This is a genomic window from Flavobacterium anhuiense (assembly GCF_004151235.1).
Classification (GTDB): Bacteria; Bacteroidota; Bacteroidia; order Flavobacteriales; family Flavobacteriaceae; genus Flavobacterium; species Flavobacterium anhuiense_A.
The window spans coordinates 307,727-325,089 of the sequence record NZ_JUIV01000003.1 but is presented as its reverse complement, the minus strand read 5'-3'; the positions used below and the strand labels follow the sequence as shown (position 1 = coordinate 325,089).

The following is a 17,363-nucleotide window of genomic DNA, read 5'->3' as shown; positions in this document are numbered from 1 at the left end:
TTTAATTAACATATTTTTACCAAGTCATTAATATTAAATTTGGAATGACTTGGGATATTTTTACCGTTTTAAGAATATTTTTAATTTATTTCATTTTGTTTCAGAAAATTACTTGTTTTTTAATTGTTATGGCGGGGCAAGCTTGCTGGTCACAAACTCTGGAACGTTCTGTTTTTAATGGGAAAGTAACTTCTAATACCTTAGATTTGGAAGGTGTTTATGTGATTAATGCGCAAACAGAAGAAACGGTAACGACAAATGCGTCGGGATTTTTTTCGATTTTAGCAAAGCCTGATGACGTGCTGGTTTTTTCTTCAATAAGTTTTAAAGAAAAAAGAGTCTCATTGAAGCAAGGAGATTTTTCAAATCTTAATTTTTCTGTGAATCTTACTATGGTGATGTATCAACTGCAAGAAGTTGTTGTGAAGCGATATGATAATATTAATGCTGAAAGTTTAGGAATAGTACCTTTAGGACAAAAGAAATACACTGCAGCAGAACGTAAGTTGCAGACAGCGACTGCGCTAAATGCTACAGCAGATGCGGGAATGATGGCTGGAGGTTCTATTTCTGCAGATCCGTTGCTAAATTTCTTCTCTGGAAGAACGGCTATGCTTAAAAAAGAAGTTGCTGTTGAGAAGAAAGAGTTTTTTATGAGACTTCTGGAAAATATGTTTAGCCTAGATCATTTTACTGACCGATTAAAAATCCCAGCAGATTATGTGAAAGGGTTTGAATATTATGCTATAGAAAATGATAAGTTTACGGCTATTTTGAATTCTAAAAATAAAACTTCTACAGAATTTCTTTTAGGAGAATTGGCTGTTAAATATAAAGAAATGATTGCTGGTGAGAGTAAATAAGATTATAGCTATTGTTGTTTTTCTTTTTTTTGTTCAGATTGGTTTTGGGCAAAAAAATGATGTTAAACTTTTAACAGGAAAAGTGCAAGAGCAATCTAGTCCTGTTGAAGGAGTAAATATTATAAATAATGCTACTCAAGCAACTGCCGTGTCTGACTCTGATGGTAATTTTTCGATTGCTGTTCGGGAAGGAGATGTTTTGGTTTTTTCAGCCGTAAATCTCGATCCTGTAAGGATTAGAATTGCTCCCGAACATTTAATAAATAGCTCTTTAGTTGTAAAAATGACTGCGAAAGAAGTGGAGCTGAAAGAGGTGGTTGTTAATGAAAATGCTAATATAACAGCCGAAAATCTTGGGATTATTCCGTACGGACAAAAAAAATACACGCCAGCAGAACGAAAAGTTTATACTGCGACTTCAACATCTATTGATAAGCTATTAAATAAAATTTCGGGACGGACTGCAATGCTGAAAAAAGAAGTGAATGTAGAGAAAAAAGAAGCGCTTTTTAGAAAATTGGAATATCTTTTTGAGGAGAATTATTATACAGATAGATTGAAAATTCCTTTCGATGATATTAAAGGATTTCAATTATTTTGTGTGGATGATGCCGATTTTGCTGTATCTTTGAATACTAAAAACAAAACAATGAGTATGTTTTTAATTACAGATCTAGCAAGAAAATATCTAATAATTCTCGAAAATGAAAAATAAACTAGGAGTACTCGTTGTCTGCTTATTTTGTCAATTTGTATTAGGGCAAAACGGTTTCAGGAAACCATTACACGGTCAGGTTATAAACGATTTTTTGGCCATTGAAAGTGGTTATGTAATGAATATTAATGCGAATGTCAGAACATTTATTGGTTCTGGCGGTTTGTTTGATATCATGGCACAACCTAAAGATACTTTGTTGTTTTCTGGCTTGACATTTCAATCAAAAAAAGTGGTTTTAACTGAAAAAGATTGTGCTGAGGTTCTTTTGAAAATAAAGCTGGATTTGGTTAATAATCAGCTTAAAGAAGTTGTGGTTCATAAGGAATTAAAAGTAAAATCATTACAAGGCGGTTCTCAGAAATATGTAGATATGCAGTTTGAAGACGATAAACAGTCTACCGCAAAAAATAATGCAATGCTTTCTGATCAAACCATAAAATATGGTACCGATTTTGTTCGAATTTTTAAAGACGTCAAAAAACTTTTGAGCAAAAAAGACGAAGTAAAAGAGGAAGAAATCACAGATATTGCTTTTGTAGAATATGCTAAAGATAACTTTACAAAAGATTTTTATTCTAAAACACTCAATCTTAAAGATGATGAAGTAGAATTGTTTTTGATGTATTGCTCAAACGATCCGCATTCTAAAGAATTAGTTGATCCAGATCAGAAGTTTCAATTGATGGACTTTATGATCAATAAGAACAAAGAATTTAAGAAGGCTGAGGCTGCTCAAAAATGAAAAAAAGAATAATTTATCCATTGCTTGGAGTTTTGTTTGTATTGACTTCGGCATTTGCTTTTCATAAATTTTATGTAGGGGTTTTTCAAGTAAATTATGCTGCTGAAAAGAAGATGCTCCAGATTACTTCCCGAATTTTTATTGATGATTTGAATAATGCTATGGAGAAAAAGTATCACAAAAAGACATTTGTTGGTACTAGCAAAGAAACTCCGGCAGATGTTGAATTATTAAAAAAATATCTATCTGAACATTTTTCAATTAAAGTAAATGGACAGCAAAAAGTCATAACTTTTTTATCTAAAGAGGTCGAAGCTGACGATGTTTTGGTCTGTTATTCTAGAATTAAGGACATAGATAAATTCAAAACCCTTGAGATTTCAAACACTATTTTAGTGGATTGGAACTCAGAACAGCAAAACATTACACATATTTCAGCATTTGATACAAAAAGAAGTGTTCTTTTTACAGAATCTTCAAGGAAAGAATTGTTAAAATATTAATGTATTGGTAAAATTAATGTTTTAATTACTATTTTCACAGCCTAAAGAAATTACCATTAAAAATTTATGAAAAAACTTTCATTATTCTTACTTTTTCCTGCAATGTTAGTGGCGCAGGATAAAGCAACAACCACACCTACTAAACAACAGGGAAAGTACGACACGAACAAGTTTAGCCAAATGTACGATTTGCTGGCAACACCAAACATGTTTCGTACAGCTTCTGGAGCTCCAGGACCAGCTTATTACCAACAACAGGCAGATTACAAAATCGATGTTGAATTGGATGATAAAAATTCAAAATTAAGCGGATCTGAAACGATTACTTATAGTAATAATTCGCCAGACAGCTTAGAGTATCTATGGATTCAGCTGGACCAAAATCAAGCAAGAGCAAATGGACAGACTTCATTAGCAGAGGGCGAAAAAATCAATCAGGTTTTACCGCTTGAAGGTTTTTCTTCTAAATATTTAAAGAAAGATTTAGAGCGTGGTTTTAATATCGAACAGGTAAAAGATGCTAAAGGGAATCCAATGTCATATACGATCAACGAAACCATGATGCGTATTAATTTGACTTCGCCTTTAAAACCTGGAGAAAAAATTTCATTCTCTATTAAATGGTGGTACAATATCAATAACTATAGAAAAGAAGGCGGTCGTTCAGGATATGAATTATTCGAGAAAGATGGCAATAAATTATATGTAATCGCTCAGTTCTATCCAAGAATGGCGGTTTACAATGATGTTGAAGGATGGCAGAATATGCAGTTCTGGGGAAGCGGAGAGTTTGCTCTTCCTTTCGGAAACTTTGATGTAAACATTACAGTTCCTGCAGATCACGTGATTGATGCAACAGGAGAATTAATGAACAGAAGCGAAGTATTTACTGCAGAACAAGTAAAAAGATACGAACAAGCGCAAAAATCATTTGATAAACCTGTAGTTATTGTAACGCAGGCAGAAGCAGAAGCGGCTGAAAAAGGTTTTTCTGAAAAGAAAAAAACTTGGAAATTCAGCGCTAAAAATGTTCGTGATTTCGGGATTGCTTCTTCAAGAAAATTCATTTACGATGCAATGGCTGTGAAAATTGGAAACAGAACTGTGATGGCAGAATCTGTTTATCCAAAAGAAGCAAACCCGCTTTGGGGAGAAACTTCTACAATGGTAGTTGCTCATACTCTAAAAAGTTATTCGTCTCATACTTTTGATTATCCTTATCCAAAAGCAGTTTCTGTTTCTGCAGAAGATCAAGGTATGGAATATCCAATGATTTGTTGGAATTTTGGTCGTCCTGATGAAAATGGGGTAACGAGCAAAGAAGTTAAAAACGGAATGATTGGTGTTATTATCCACGAAGTTGGACATACTTTCTTCCCAATGATTGTAAACTCTGACGAACGTCAATGGACTTGGATGGATGAAGGTTTAAACTCATTTTTAGAATATTTAGCTGAACAAGAATTAGATTCAAATTTCCCGTCAAGAAGAGGGCCAGCAAAAAATATTGTTCCTTACATGAGCGGTGATCAGAAGTTTTTAGAGCCAATTATGTCAAACTCTGAAACAATTCACCAATTCGGAAATAATGCTTACGGAAAACCAGCTACAGGTCTTAATATTTTAAGAGAAGTAGTTATGGGAAGAGAGTTATTCGATCATGCATTCAGAACGTATGCAAACAGATGGAAATTTAAACACCCAACCCCAGAAGATTTCTTTAGAACAATGGAAGATGCTTCGGCGGTAGATTTAGATTGGTTCTGGAGAGGTTGGTTCTATTCAACTGATTTTGTTGATATCGGAATTAAAGACGTAAAACAATATTACGTTTCAGATACTCCAACTACAGATATCAAAGACGTAAAAGTTAGAAAAGGACGTTTTGGATATGAAAAAGGACCTTTTGTTTACTTGGTTGCAGGAGATAATGCAGAAGTAAGTGATTCTAAGAAAAAAGCTTTAAAAGTGCAAGATTTCAAACCTTTAGCAGATTATGTAGATCAGACTTTTACAGCAGAAGAAAAAGCTAGCATTAAATCTCCTAAGTACTTCTACGAAGTAGAATTTAACAAGCCAGGCGGAATGATCATGCCTATTTTGGTTGAGATTACTTACGAAGATGGTTCTAAAGATAATTACAAATATCCAGCACAAATCTGGAGAAAAAGTAATGATACCGCTAAAAAAGTTTATGCTACAACAAAAGCAATTAAGAGTATTCAAATTGACCCGCAATTGCTAACGGCTGATATTGATGTAACCAATAACTCTTGGCCAAAAGTAGAAACAAAGTCAAAATTTGACTAAATAAATTAAAAGCTTATAAAAAGCTCATCAGGTGTATAAATGCTTGGTGAGCTTTTTTATTTTAATTAAATGCATTTTCAAGGACTTTTTAAGTTAATTTTAAAACTCTAAGCTGCAAAATTTAATATCTTTGTGACTACAAAATTAAAAGTTATGTTTGGTATAGGAGGAGGAGAATTAGTTTTTATACTGTTTATAGTACTAATGCTTTTTGGTTCAGATAAAGTGCCGGAAATTGCACGTACAATGGGAAAAGCTATGGCTCAATTAAAAAATGCAACTAATGATATTAAAAGCGAAATTCAGAAAGGAGCAGAGGCAAATGGTCTTGATGCAAAATCTCTGAACGATATTACTGGAAATATCAATGCAGAAATTAACAATGCAAAATCGAATTTACTTGGAGATACAGGAAATCTTTTAGGAGATACTGCAAATGAAATCGAAAAAGTAAAAGAAGATATTGACACACTCTCTGGACCTATTAAACGCCAAATGTAATGCTTGAAAAAATACAGGAATTAGATAAAGATCTTTTAATCTTTCTTAACGGATTAGGTTCTGAAACATACGATAAATTATGGCTTATTATTACCAATCAATTATATTGGACGCCATTTTTCTTATTGCTATTCTATCTTATTTATAAAAAAATAGGAGGTAAGCAAACCCTGTATTTGTTGCTTTTTATCGCAGTTTTGATTGCTTTTACAGACCAAACCTGTAACTTATTCAAACACACTTTTCAGCGTTTGCGACCATGCAATGATCCTGAAATAAATTCAATTATTAGAGTTGTACAGGTTAGAAAATCATATAGCTTTTTCTCTGGACATGCAGCAAATACTATGGCGGTTGCGACTTTCTTATTTTTGATTCTAAAGCGCTATTTCAAATATTTCGGATTTATATTTCTATGGCCATTAATTTTTGCTTACAGCCGAATTTATTTAGGATTGCATTTTCCAGGTGATATTCTTACTGGCTATTTCTTCGGAGCTCTTTTCGGATTTTTGCTTTATTTAGTTTATAGAAAGCTGAAACCGCAGTATTTTCCAGGATAGTTTTTTAAGATGCTAAGATAATAAGGTTCTGAGATTCTAAGTTTTTTTAAAGGTGCTAAGTTTTTAAGATTCTGAGATACTAAGGTTTTTAAAGATATATATTATAAATTGCCTCCAGCTTTAGCTGGAGGTTTTTTTTATGGGCAAATAAAAAGGCTTTAGCCAAATACTTCATAATATTTGGCTAAAGCCTTGGGGAGTTAAATTATATACCTCCAGCTAAATCTGGAGGCAATTAAGTAATGTAAAACTTAGAAACTTAGCGACTCAGCATCTCAGAACCTTAGTTAATGATGGTTTTTTCACTCCATTCCAAGCCATTTGGAAGCTGTTGTTTGCTAAATTCAATATGAATTACTCTTCTGCGTTCGTTGTTTGTGGTTTTATTTGATGCGTGAAATAATAGCGGTTTCATGATCATAATGCCACCTTTTTCGACTTCACAAATTGTTTCTTTTTCTTTTTCAAAATCAAGATTTTCAATTCGCAAAATTCCTTTTGAATGTGAATTATTGATCACTTTTAAAGCGCCATTGTCTTTAGTAGTTTTGTCAATATGAATTCTAATTGTGAAATTGTTTTCTAATACTTCTGTAGGTGGCTGAACGGCAAATTGATTTTGTTTTATCGTCCAGTTTTCAAAATTTTCTATTTCAATTTTTTGATCAACTGAAATCGTTAAATCTTGATGATAGGCTACAAACCAATTTGATTTTTCTGGTTTATCAAAATAAATTGATTTAGTTATAAAAAAGCCTTTACCGAAAGTAGATTCTATAATGTATTGTAGTTTTTCATTAAAAATAAAAGGAAGAGTTTCTGGGACTTCTTTATGAAATTGTCTAATTGCAAATAAATCGTCAGATTTTCTAAAAGTCGAATTATCAGAATCATTTTTAGTTTTATTGTCAATTAATGAAATTAGATTTTCAATTTCATTTTCTGTAAAAACATTATTAATTATTGAAAATCCTTCGCTATCAATTTGTTTTAAGTGAATCATTATAAAATGTTTAAAATCTGAATAGAACCTTAGAAATCTAAAAAATTATAGAACACGACTAACCGTCAATCCATCACGAATTGGCAATAAAACAGTCTCTACTCTTGGATCGTCTTTTAAAAGCTGATTGTATTCTAAAAGTACTTTTGTGCTGACATCGTTTGGATGAACCGGTTCTAGAATTTTTCCGCTCCATAAAACATTATCCGATAAAATGATACCGCCTTTATTCATTTTTGGAACAATCATTTCCCAGTAATTCAAGTAGTTTTCTTTGTCGGCATCAATAAAAACCAAATCAAATTTCAAGTCTAAATCTGGAATAATGTTTACGGCTTCCCCTAAATGCTGAAAAATTTGTTTTCCCCAAGGCGATGCGTCAAAATACTTTCGCTGAAAATCGACTAATTCTTCTTTGATATCAATGGTATGCAATTGCCCGTTTTCCTGCATTCCTTCGCATAAACATAAAGCAGCGTAACCTGTGTAAGTTCCAATTTCAAGAATATTGACTGGACGAATTAATTTTGAAAGCATGCTTAAAACACGGCCTTGAAAATGACCGCTTAGCATTCTTGGCAAAAGTATTTTCTGGTAGGTTTCTTTATTAAGTTTCGCTAGCAATTCTGGTTCGTTTTCAGAATGCTGTTCGATATAATCTTCTAATTCTTGAGATATAAAATGCATGTTGTAAAATCTAGTAATTTGAATGCAAAAATACAAAAATAATTCGCTTGCAATTTTGCATAAAAAAACCATTCGTATTGCGAATGGTTTCTGTTTAGATTTTGATGAAATTTATTTTTTCAAAGCTTCATTTACTTCTTTGGCTGTTTTTACAGTTCCGTCTTTAGCAGCTTTAGCAGCATTTTCAACTTTTTCAGCACCTTTTTTAGTGGCATCTTTTACATCTTCAGCTGCTTTTTTAGTTGCGTCTTTTACGTCTTGAGCTGCAGTTTCTGTTGCATCTTTTGCTTTAGTTGCTGCATTTTCAGCTTTGCTTACAGCGCTATCTTTTACTTCTTCGATATCAGAGGTAAGAGAATCTACTTTGTTGCCAAGTGTTAATTCATCTTCTGCAGGTTTGTTTTCTTTTTTCTCGCATGATTGAACAGCGAATGCTAATAAAGCAATTACAGCTAAACTCAAAATTTGTTTTTTCATAATTTCAATTTTTTTTTAGGTTGATAAAACTTAAAGGTTACATGGCTGAAAAATAAAATTACAAATTTTAAAATGATTGAGCTCTTTGTAAGATTATTTTTCTTTTAAGAGCTAGACAATTCTTGTGCCAAAATTTTGAAATTATGCTGCTGCGCATTATTTTTTTTAGAAGAAAAATTTTAGTTTTTATATAAACTGAAATTAATTACAATATCGTCTTTTACTTTAATTAATCCAGCCATTTTTACTGGCGGTTCCAAATCGATATCAGAGAATTTCAAACTAAGTGTTCCTTGGATTTTATCGTCTGTATTATAAAGTATAAAATCTTTGTATTTGAGTGTTTTATCGGTTATAAAAAAGTTTAACCTGCATTTATAATTTTTCCCAATTGGCTTAATGTCACTTATGCAAACTGTGCTGTTGGGGAATTTTTTCACTTTTACTGTTCCTTGCAAATCTTTCGTCATTATTTTATTGCCACAATCAAAGTTTGACATTTTGATGTCGGTATTAAAAGTATTTTTTTTAATTGAGTTTACGTAAACAGTGTCCTTTATAGTAAAGATGTTTGAGCAATTGTATTTGCCCACAGTTGATAGACCTGTGATTTCTATTTTTATTTTATTGATTGCCACAGCTGTATCTTCTGCAAAAAAAGTGGGTTTAGCACTTCCTAAGAAAAAGAAAACCACTAAACCCATAATTAAGATTGAAAATCTTGTTTTCATTTTTTTTATATTAGAATGCAATTGTTGCTTCGAATACTAAACCCTCAAATTTACCACCATAAAAGTTGTTTAGATTTCCAGTAGTAGGATCTCCAGTAAATTGTGAATAATCTTTATATTTTTGATTAACGTAGTTTAGTTTAGCTAAAATGTTTTTAGTCATAAACCAACCAGCACTTGCTTCAAATTTATCTACAGTAACCTTTTTAGCATCGGCATTAGATAATTTTCCAGATACGGTATTGTATTTTCCTCCAATATAGAATTGTTCAGTGTTTCCAAATCTGTAAATAAGCTCTGAAGCATATTGATTAGCAGTACGTTTGTCATCAGTACCAGCTTTGTCTCCTCCTGATGCTAATTCGATTGTTCCGAAGAATTCAAGTCCTTTATATTTTACAAAAGGGTTAATCATGTATGTAGTAGCCCAATTTTTGAAATTAGGGTTGAACGTAGCCTCTGGAGTAGATGTTTTACTGAAACTAGTAGGAACATCAGTAGTAGTTGTAGAAATAACAGTACCATTAGCATCGGTCTTCGTAATAGTATTTTTATAAGCGTTATTATTCAAAATACCCCAATAACCAAATCCTGATCTATTAGCAGCATATATGTTTGCATTACCAAGATTTGCATTATGGTAATAAGAACCAGTTATTCTTACTCTTAAATCTTGATTAAGCTGTTTATCATAACCAAGTTTAGCTAAGATTGAAGGGCTGTGCGTTGTATTAGCGTTTGGACCAGCAGGATAAAAAACTTCTTCATTACTTTGATTTAAGTTACCATTTGTAACACCTAACATGCTAACCAATCCACTTCTGTTGTAGTAAACTTCCATACCCATTTCTGTAGTGAAAGAATACATGATGTTGTTTCCAACAAATGCATTTCTGATTGTATTACCATTATCAGAACCTCTAAAGTGAGCATCACCAAAATTGTTCTCCATTTGTCCAATTTTAATAGTAGCATATTTCATGAAATCAGCTAGGAAGTCTTTTTTAATGAAGTCTAACTTGTCAATTTGCAAGTAACCACCTTTTACATAAGAATCATTGTGGTGTCTTGAAGCCAAATAAACATCTAAATTAACTCTTACTCCATCAAATAATTGAGCACCAATATACATATCAGCAGCAGGAAGAGTAAAATTGTTTTCAGTATTCATTAAACGATACCCTGTAATTGATCTAGTGGTTGTTCCAGTAGCTGTAGTAGTTGTAGTTGTAATGTTATTAGGTTGGTCGTTGAATGAATTTGTAGCTTGAAAATCCATGTTGAAAGCACCTCCAAGGTCAATACTAAGACCTTTAAATTCTCTAGTGTCTTTTTGTACGTCAAAAACGTTGATACCGTCTTTTCCTCTAGAGATTTGATTTTGCATGTTTCCAAAGCTTACTTGTGCCTGAACAGCAAATGTGCTGATTAATGTGACGAATAGAATATAAATTTTCTTCATGGCGTTTATAAATTAAAGTTTAAATTGAATTTTAGTGTTAGGTCTTGACCTGTTTTAATTGTTCCAAGCATTGCTGTTGGAGATTTCATTCCGAAATCTGTAAAAGTGATTTTGTTAGTTCCCTGAAGGTTTAAACCATCTTTTGTAACCGTTGTTTTTACAGAGGTTTTGTAAACTTTGCTAACTCCAGCAATGGTGTAAGTTCCTGTAAGTTCCCAAGTTGTTTCGTTTACTTTTTCAGCAGATTTAAGAACATATTTAATGTTTTTGTTTTTGTCTGTTTTTAAAGTCTCATAAGCCACTTTATCCATGCTTTTTTTCTCGCTTTTTACGCTTTCTGCTAAAAGAGTTACAGTCAGAGCTTCAATGTCTGTTAGCTTTCCGTTAGTAATGTTTAAAGTAGCTGTTCCAGTTCCAGAAGTCGATTTCATTTCCCAGTCGTGAAGTGTAGAAGTACCCGCAACAGAAAAAGTTGATTTGCTATCTAAAGCATATGATTTTTGTGCTGTTGCAAAAGAGCTGATTCCTAAAAATGCTGTTACAACGGCGAAAAGTTTTAATGTATTTGTTTTCATTTTTGTCATGTTTATATTATAAAAAATAAGTTAATTGTCGGCCAGTTTCTATTTAGTACTAAGAATGTTGTTTTAACTTGTATCAAAGATCCTTCTATAAATCAGCTTAATACATGATAAAAGTCATTGTTAAAATTTTATTAAATAGGTATTTAATAACTACAACGTTTTCATTTTCTATAGAATCGATCAGTTACGCAAAAAGAGATGGTTCATTTTATTGAATTGCTATTTTTTAACATTTAATTCGAAGAGATAAAATGTTAAAAAAGAATGTTTTTTAACATTAAGATTTAGCTTAAGATAATATTGAAGATTACAGTTAGATCTTTTCCTGCTTTTACAACTCCCAAAGCAGCTTTTGGAGGTGTCATCTCAAAATCGCCAAAAGTAATTTGATTAGAACCTTGCAAAATGATGCTTCCTTTGTTTGTAGTTACTTTTACCTGAGTTTTAAATTCTTTGCTTACGCCTGCAATAGTGTAAACACCCGTTAAGTTCCAAGTTGTTTCATCAAGCTTTTCAGCAGATTTTAAAACATATTCAATGTATTTGTGTGTTTCAGTATCCATTGCTTCATAAGCCACTTTGTCCATGCTTGCTTTGTAGCTTTTTAAGCTTTCAGCCAATAAGGAAACATTTAAACTATTAATGCCTGTCAGTTTAGAGTCTTTAATGATTAAATTGGCTGTTCCTGTTCCTTCTGTAGATTTCATTACCCAGTCGTGTACGGTAGAGGTTCCCGCTACTTCAAAAGTTGAGTTTGCAGCTACGGTATAATTTCTTTGTGCATTTGTATGTAATGAAATTGTGGTAAAAATTACTGTTAGTAAAAAGGATTGAATTGTTTTCATGTTGATAAAGTATAGGTTAATCATTTAAATAAGGAAGTTTTAAAATTCATTTAGTGGTTAGAGAATGAAAAACTTTTTCTTATTTCTTGGACCAAAATTATCGCGCGTACGAAAGAAAAGGAATGATAAAAATCATGATGAAAGTTTTATTAAATTGTTATAGTAAGGTGTGTAAAGCCCTATTATTGCTATGATTTTAATCTTTTAAAATAAAATTAACTGCTAAATACTTGTTTGTTAATGTGTTGTGTTCTGTGTGGGAAAATGCCAATATAATTTTTTGATTAGCTTTTTTTGAGGTTTAATTAAGAATGAATGCAAAAACCAAACAAAAAATGGCAAAAGTGATTAACTTTGCAGCATGCAAATGGAGAAAAAAGACATAAGAGCCTTATCAAAAGAACAGCTTCGCGATTTTTTTGTTGAAAATGGAGATAAAGCTTTCCGTGGAAATCAGGTTTATGAGTGGTTATGGAGCAAAGGCGCTCACAGTTTTGAGGATATGACAAATGTAGCCAAAGCTACAAGATCTATGCTTGAGAATAATTTTGTTATCAATCATATTAAGGTTGATACAATGCAGAAGAGTAGTGACGGAACAGTAAAAAATGCCGTTCGACTTCATGACGGACTGGTGGTTGAATCGGTTTTAATTCCGACAGAAACAAGAACTACTGCTTGTGTTTCTAGTCAAGTTGGTTGCAGTTTAGATTGTAATTTCTGTGCAACAGCAAGATTAAAAAGAATGCGAAATCTAGAACCAGGCGAAATTTACGATCAGGTTCTGGCTATAGATAAAGAAAGTCGTCTATATTACAATCATCCACTTTCGAATATTGTTTTCATGGGAATGGGAGAGCCTTTAATGAATTATAATAATGTCATTAAAGCTATCGATATGATTACATCAGAGGAAGGTTTAGGAATGTCTCCGAAACGAATTATGGTTTCTACTTCAGGAATTCCGAAAATGATTAAAAAAATGGCAGATGACGATGTGAAGTTTAAACTGGCAGTTTCTCTGCATTCAGCTATAGACGAAACGCGTGCCCGCATTATGCCTTTCAGTAAAAACTTTCCGTTAAAAGATTTACGAGAAGCATTAGAATATTGGTATAGAAAAACAAAAAGCAAAGTTTCATACGAATATGTAGTTTGGAAAGGAATTAACGACGATAAAGCTTCAGTTGATGCTTTGGTTAAATTCTGTAAATATGTGCCTTGCAAAGTCAATTTAATTGAATATAATCCGATTGATGATGGCGAATTTCAGCAAGCTTCAGAAGAATCGATTATGGCTTATATAAAAGCTCTGGAAAATATTGGAGTAGTGGTGAAAGTGAGAAGAAGCCGAGGCAAAGATATTGACGCAGCCTGCGGACAATTAGCCAATAAAGAAGCATAAAAATATTCACCAAATATACTCCGCTAGGAGTATCTGATCGGTAGGAAAAAAATATTGACAATCGTGCATATGTCCCATCGGGAAATTTGATTGGTTTTACACGATAAAAAAAAAGCATTAAAAAACAGAAGTATTTCTCGTTTTTAATGCTTTTTATTTTGGACAAAAAGGATGCTTATTTTTTCAAATCTATTTCTTCTGTAACTCCGTCTTTGGTGACTTTTGCAAGAGTATCACATTCTCCGTTTCCATAATCAATAGTTGCCGAAGCACCATTTTTAGTGATAGAAACGATTCCTTTTACTGCAATAGATTTTCTGCACGAAGCATTAAACTCTAAAGGGGTTGTGATTTCTGCCGAAAAAGTATCTCCATTAGGGAAAGTTGTAGAGCAACTTCCTGTAACGACAAACACATTATCATCCCAATCAAACCAAGTGTCGTAACCAGAAGTCATTTCTTTTACCAAAGTTCCTTTTCTTGCATAAACTTTCCCATCGTCAAAAGTAATCGTTAAATCTATAGCAGCTGTTGAAACTGGGTGTGGCGTTACCAATAAATTGGTTTCTTTAATAGTTCTCACAATACTTTTGCTTCCTTGAATTTTTTTGCCATTATGATAAAATCCCTCAAAAGTATAGCTGATGGTTTGTGTGGAAGAAGTAAAATCATTTGAAAAAGAAACAACCATTTTTCCTTTTACTGTATTTCCGTTATTAAGTGTACAGCCTTCAACACCAAAATCTACTGTTTTTGTCCAAGTATTATTGGTTAAAACTGTGGTAATTGTGGCACAGCTTGGAAGATAATTTTTTATCGGTCCACTAGGTTTTGAATTTACGTTGAGCTGAGAACTAAACTGGTCTTCAGCAATATTAGTAACGTCTTCTACAGAAGCGTCGATTTTAGAATTAGCTATAATTTCGTCGTTTGTAATCTTAGCTGATGATCCGTCACTTGTTTTTTCATCAGAATTACAACTAATGAAAAAAGACAATGTAATTATACATGTTCCAATTAATAAAAATTTTGTTTTCATAAATAAATAGTTTTGGGTTTTCTTTTACGTTAATGAATTCAAATCAGTATTAGTTAGAGCTATTTTTGGTGTTTTTTTTCAGGTTAGAGAATAAAATATTTAAAAGCTAACCTAAAATACACAACGTTTTTTTATTTAAAATAGTATATTTGGAGTCTAAATGAATATTACGTCTCAAATAAAGCAGCCTATTTTTAACGAGATGGAACTTTTCGAGAAAAAGTTCCATGAATCGATGACTTCGAAGGTTGCGTTATTAAACCGAATCACCTATTATATCGTAAACCGCAAGGGAAAACAAATGCGTCCAATGTTTGTTTTTCTTACTGCAAAAATGGTTTCTGGAGGCACTGTAAACGAAAGAACGTATCGCGGTGCTTCGGTAATTGAGCTTATTCACACAGCAACTTTAGTACACGATGACGTGGTTGACGACAGTAATCGCCGTCGCGGATTTTTCTCAATCAATGCGCTTTGGAAAAATAAAATTGCCGTTTTGGTTGGAGATTATTTATTGTCGAAAGGTTTATTGCTTTCTATTGATAATGGCGATTTTGATTTATTGAGAATTATTTCTGTAGCCGTTCGCGAAATGAGTGAAGGAGAATTGCTCCAAATAGAAAAAGCAAGAAGACTTGACATTACCGAAGACGTTTACTATGAAATTATCAGAAAGAAAACGGCAACGCTTATTGCAGCTTGTTGTGCGCTTGGCGCGAAAGCCGTAATCGAAGACGATATTCAGGTTGAAAATATGCGTAAATTCGGTGAATTAATCGGAATGGCTTTTCAAATCAAAGACGATTTATTTGATTATAGCGAAGAAGCCATTGGAAAACCAACAGGAATAGATATTAAGGAGCAAAAAATGACCTTGCCTTTAATTCACGTTTTAAATACTTGTACTCCGCAAGAAAAAAAGTGGTTGATAAACTCCATCAAAAACCACAACAAAGACAAAAAACGCGTAAAAGAAGTTATTGCCTTTGTAAAAAAAAATAATGGTTTGGCTTACGCCGAAAACAAAATGGTCGAATTTCAGCAAGAAGCGCTTGCATTACTTCAAAACTTCGAAGATTCTGAGTATAAAGATGCTCTGACTTTGATGGTGAATTACGTTATTGAGAGAAAGAAATAGGTTTTATTTCTTTTTAGATTTTCTAGGCAAACGATATTCACCATGTCCATTATTTTTATAGCCGGAAGGAGGAATTACATCGCTTCCGTTAGGAAAGTAATAAACATATTGTTCCTCAGATTGTGTTTTCTTCATGAGTTTAATATTGTCTCCATTTACTGAAAAAATAAAATTTTCAGTCCAAGTACAGTCCCAAATATCACGATTGAAACCGGTGAGTTTAGAATCAATAAAAATTTTATTTCCTTGTATTTTCAAAGTAATTTTATTAAAATGTGATTGAACAGATGCCATATCAGACATTTTAGAACAATTTTTTATTATTTCTAAAGATGAAAGATCATTTCTAAACCATAATTGCAAATAGTAATTATATTTATTTGAACATTGATAATCTAAATTTAAAGCGATTTCAATATTGCAATCTTTCATTGTTTTATTGAATGATCCATTACTTAAAGCATTCTTGGCAATAAAAGCCAATGCAGCTCGTTCTGGTTCAGAAATTGTTTTACAATAATTTTCATTTATTAAAATCCCTTGTTTTGTTTCTGTCCATAAAAAAGTTATAGTTTTATTTTTTAAAGGAAATGAATTCGTAAAAGAGTCTTTAAATTCTTTGTTTAAAGACTCTTTTCTAATAATTTCCTTCCAATAAATTTCAGTAATACTGTCTTTAGGAATGTTTTTTTGCCAATTTCTATTTGGATAAAATTTATGATTTGAAGTATCGTTTAATTTTAAAATGGCTGTTTTATCCTTTTGAGTTTTTACCCTTTTGTCTGTTTTATTCTGTTTACAGGAAGAAAGTAAAACTAAAATTATTATACAGATTTTTTTTATTCATATTTGATTATATGAGAGATAAAATTGTAAATGAAGCTGTAAATAATATTTACTCAGATTTAATTTATTTTTTAATGTTAATTATAAGAAGAAGTGAAGCACTTGCTCTACTTCAAAACTTCGAAGATTCTGAGTATAAAGAGGCGCTGACTTTGATGTTCAACTATGTTATTGAGAGAAAAAAATAGTTTTTTATTTCGTTTAATATTCAAGTATATAAACAATTTTATTTGTTGTGTCTAATAAAGAAAATACTATTCCATCTCTTGCAATTGTCATAAATCGAGAAATTTCTGTAGCAGCCATAAGCATATTTTGATTAATTTGGTAATCGCTTTTTAAATTATAATTCATATTAATTAAAAATTCTTCAAGGATGGAAAGAGCTTCTTTTTTATCTAATAAAAAAGGATCGGTATTTTTGCCGTAATTTTCAGTTATGACTGATATATGCTTATGGACTCCAAATTTTTCATAGAAATATTTAGTAAAATTGTAGCTGTAAAATGCTTCTGCATAGTATTCCGCATTTGAAAAATCATAGACATTATTTTTTTCTAATTGTAGAAGTATGTTTTCTAAATAATCATCTACAGTTCTTTTTTCTTTTAAATAAGTATCTCTATTTTGAGTAAAGTCTTTTTCTAAAGCATTGTGGAGTTTGTGAATTTTTTCATAATCATCAAAAACATCCAATTCACCTAGAAATTCATATTTGCCATTAATGTATTTAAAGCCAAAAAAATTATTTTCAGAATATTTGTATTGATTTTTACAAAAAAGACCATCTGTTGAAATTATATGAATACTATAATCTTCATCATTAATCAATGTTTTTATTGTTAGAAGAGGTTTGAAAAAAATACCTAATGATTTGTCAACGAAGACATTCTCGATATTCGGATAAAGTTGTATATTCTCGTTCATAATCTAATGATTTATTTTA

At 31.8% G+C, this 17,363-nt stretch carries 20 protein-coding genes; 10 read left to right on the top strand and 10 right to left on the bottom strand.

Going from position 1 to position 17,363, the window contains the following annotated elements; genetic code table 11:
- The first annotated feature begins 44 nt into the window (after positions 1-44).
- From NU08_RS06975 to NU08_RS06945, 7 genes are all read left to right on the top strand, one after another.
- A complete protein-coding gene (locus tag NU08_RS06975; RefSeq protein WP_242502501.1) occupies positions 45-863 on the top strand; it encodes a carboxypeptidase-like regulatory domain-containing protein in 819 nt (272 codons plus the stop codon).
- Positions 850-1,578 (top strand): carboxypeptidase-like regulatory domain-containing protein, encoded by a 729-nt coding sequence (locus tag NU08_RS06970; RefSeq protein WP_129746445.1) that lies wholly within the window; start codon positions 850-852, stop codon positions 1,576-1,578. Before NU08_RS06975 ends, NU08_RS06970 begins: the two co-directional genes overlap by 14 nt.
- The gene (locus NU08_RS06965) at positions 1,568-2,323 is read left to right on the top strand and encodes a hypothetical protein (protein WP_129746444.1); all 756 of its coding nucleotides are present in this window, start codon (positions 1,568-1,570) and stop codon (positions 2,321-2,323) included. The genes NU08_RS06970 and NU08_RS06965 overlap by 11 nt, the downstream gene beginning before the upstream one ends.
- Complete coding sequence (locus NU08_RS06960) at positions 2,320-2,826, top strand: DUF6702 family protein (protein WP_129746443.1); 507 nt, start codon at positions 2,320-2,322, stop codon at positions 2,824-2,826. Before NU08_RS06965 ends, NU08_RS06960 begins: the two co-directional genes overlap by 4 nt.
- Before the next feature lie 66 nt (positions 2,827-2,892).
- Positions 2,893-5,136 (top strand): M1 family metallopeptidase, encoded by a 2,244-nt coding sequence (locus NU08_RS06955; protein ID WP_129746442.1) that lies wholly within the window; start codon positions 2,893-2,895, stop codon positions 5,134-5,136.
- Between the two features lie 153 nt (positions 5,137-5,289).
- A complete protein-coding gene (locus tag NU08_RS06950; RefSeq protein WP_129746441.1) occupies positions 5,290-5,637 on the top strand; it encodes a twin-arginine translocase TatA/TatE family subunit in 348 nt (115 codons plus the stop codon).
- Positions 5,637-6,200: a phosphatase PAP2 family protein gene (locus NU08_RS06945; protein ID WP_129746440.1), complete on the top strand. Its 564-nt coding sequence runs from the start codon at positions 5,637-5,639 to the stop codon at positions 6,198-6,200. Before NU08_RS06950 ends, NU08_RS06945 begins: the two co-directional genes overlap by 1 nt.
- A 283-nt stretch (positions 6,201-6,483) precedes the next feature.
- Here NU08_RS06945 and NU08_RS06940 read toward each other — a convergent pair whose 3' ends face one another.
- The 7 genes from NU08_RS06940 to NU08_RS06910 form a co-directional block, all read right to left on the bottom strand.
- Positions 6,484-7,203, bottom strand: coding sequence for a phytanoyl-CoA dioxygenase family protein (locus NU08_RS06940; protein ID WP_129746439.1), 720 nt, complete (start codon positions 7,201-7,203; stop codon positions 6,484-6,486).
- A gap of 45 nt (positions 7,204-7,248) precedes the next feature.
- Positions 7,249-7,890, bottom strand: coding sequence for an O-methyltransferase (locus NU08_RS06935; protein ID WP_109191925.1), 642 nt, complete (start codon positions 7,888-7,890; stop codon positions 7,249-7,251).
- Between the two features lie 111 nt (positions 7,891-8,001).
- Positions 8,002-8,367: a hypothetical protein gene (locus NU08_RS06930; protein WP_129746438.1), complete on the bottom strand. Its 366-nt coding sequence runs from the start codon at positions 8,365-8,367 to the stop codon at positions 8,002-8,004.
- Positions 8,368-8,546: 179 nt separating this feature from the next.
- Positions 8,547-9,098, bottom strand: coding sequence for a hypothetical protein (locus tag NU08_RS06925; RefSeq protein ID WP_129746437.1), 552 nt, complete (start codon positions 9,096-9,098; stop codon positions 8,547-8,549).
- Positions 9,099-9,108: 10 nt separating this feature from the next.
- The gene (locus NU08_RS06920; protein ID WP_129746436.1) at positions 9,109-10,560 is read right to left on the bottom strand and encodes a hypothetical protein; all 1,452 of its coding nucleotides are present in this window, start codon (positions 10,558-10,560) and stop codon (positions 9,109-9,111) included.
- 5 nt (positions 10,561-10,565) lie between these two features.
- A complete protein-coding gene (locus tag NU08_RS06915) occupies positions 10,566-11,135 on the bottom strand; it encodes a YceI family protein (protein WP_242502500.1) in 570 nt (189 codons plus the stop codon).
- A gap of 293 nt (positions 11,136-11,428) precedes the next feature.
- A complete protein-coding gene (locus NU08_RS06910; RefSeq protein WP_242502499.1) occupies positions 11,429-12,013 on the bottom strand; it encodes a YceI family protein in 585 nt (194 codons plus the stop codon).
- A gap of 337 nt (positions 12,014-12,350) precedes the next feature.
- On the opposite strand from NU08_RS06910, the gene rlmN reads away from it, so the two are divergent.
- Positions 12,351-13,394 (top strand): 23S rRNA (adenine(2503)-C(2))-methyltransferase RlmN, encoded by a 1,044-nt coding sequence (gene rlmN / locus NU08_RS06905; protein WP_129746434.1) that lies wholly within the window; start codon positions 12,351-12,353, stop codon positions 13,392-13,394.
- 175 nt (positions 13,395-13,569) lie between these two features.
- Here rlmN and NU08_RS06900 read toward each other — a convergent pair whose 3' ends face one another.
- Entirely contained in the window at positions 13,570-14,433 is an 864-nt protein-coding gene (locus tag NU08_RS06900; protein WP_129746433.1) for a hypothetical protein, read from the bottom strand.
- Positions 14,434-14,593: 160 nt separating this feature from the next.
- On the opposite strand from NU08_RS06900, the gene NU08_RS06895 reads away from it, so the two are divergent.
- Complete coding sequence (locus NU08_RS06895) at positions 14,594-15,571, top strand: polyprenyl synthetase family protein (RefSeq protein WP_129746432.1); 978 nt, start codon at positions 14,594-14,596, stop codon at positions 15,569-15,571.
- A gap of 3 nt (positions 15,572-15,574) precedes the next feature.
- Here the strand turns inward: NU08_RS06895 and NU08_RS06890 are convergent, their stop codons facing one another.
- Positions 15,575-16,054, bottom strand: coding sequence for a hypothetical protein (locus NU08_RS06890; protein WP_165352425.1), 480 nt, complete (start codon positions 16,052-16,054; stop codon positions 15,575-15,577).
- Positions 16,055-16,428: 374 nt separating this feature from the next.
- Here NU08_RS06890 and NU08_RS22430 point away from each other — a divergent pair, with 374 nt between their 5' ends.
- Entirely contained in the window at positions 16,429-16,605 is a 177-nt protein-coding gene (locus NU08_RS22430) for a hypothetical protein (RefSeq protein WP_207214059.1), read from the top strand.
- A gap of 13 nt (positions 16,606-16,618) precedes the next feature.
- On the opposite strand, the gene NU08_RS06885 is transcribed toward NU08_RS22430, so the two are convergent.
- On the bottom strand, positions 16,619-17,344 hold the full coding sequence (locus NU08_RS06885; protein WP_129746430.1) for a hypothetical protein: 726 nt from the start codon (positions 17,342-17,344) through the stop codon (positions 16,619-16,621).
- Positions 17,345-17,363: the final 19 nt, after the last annotated feature.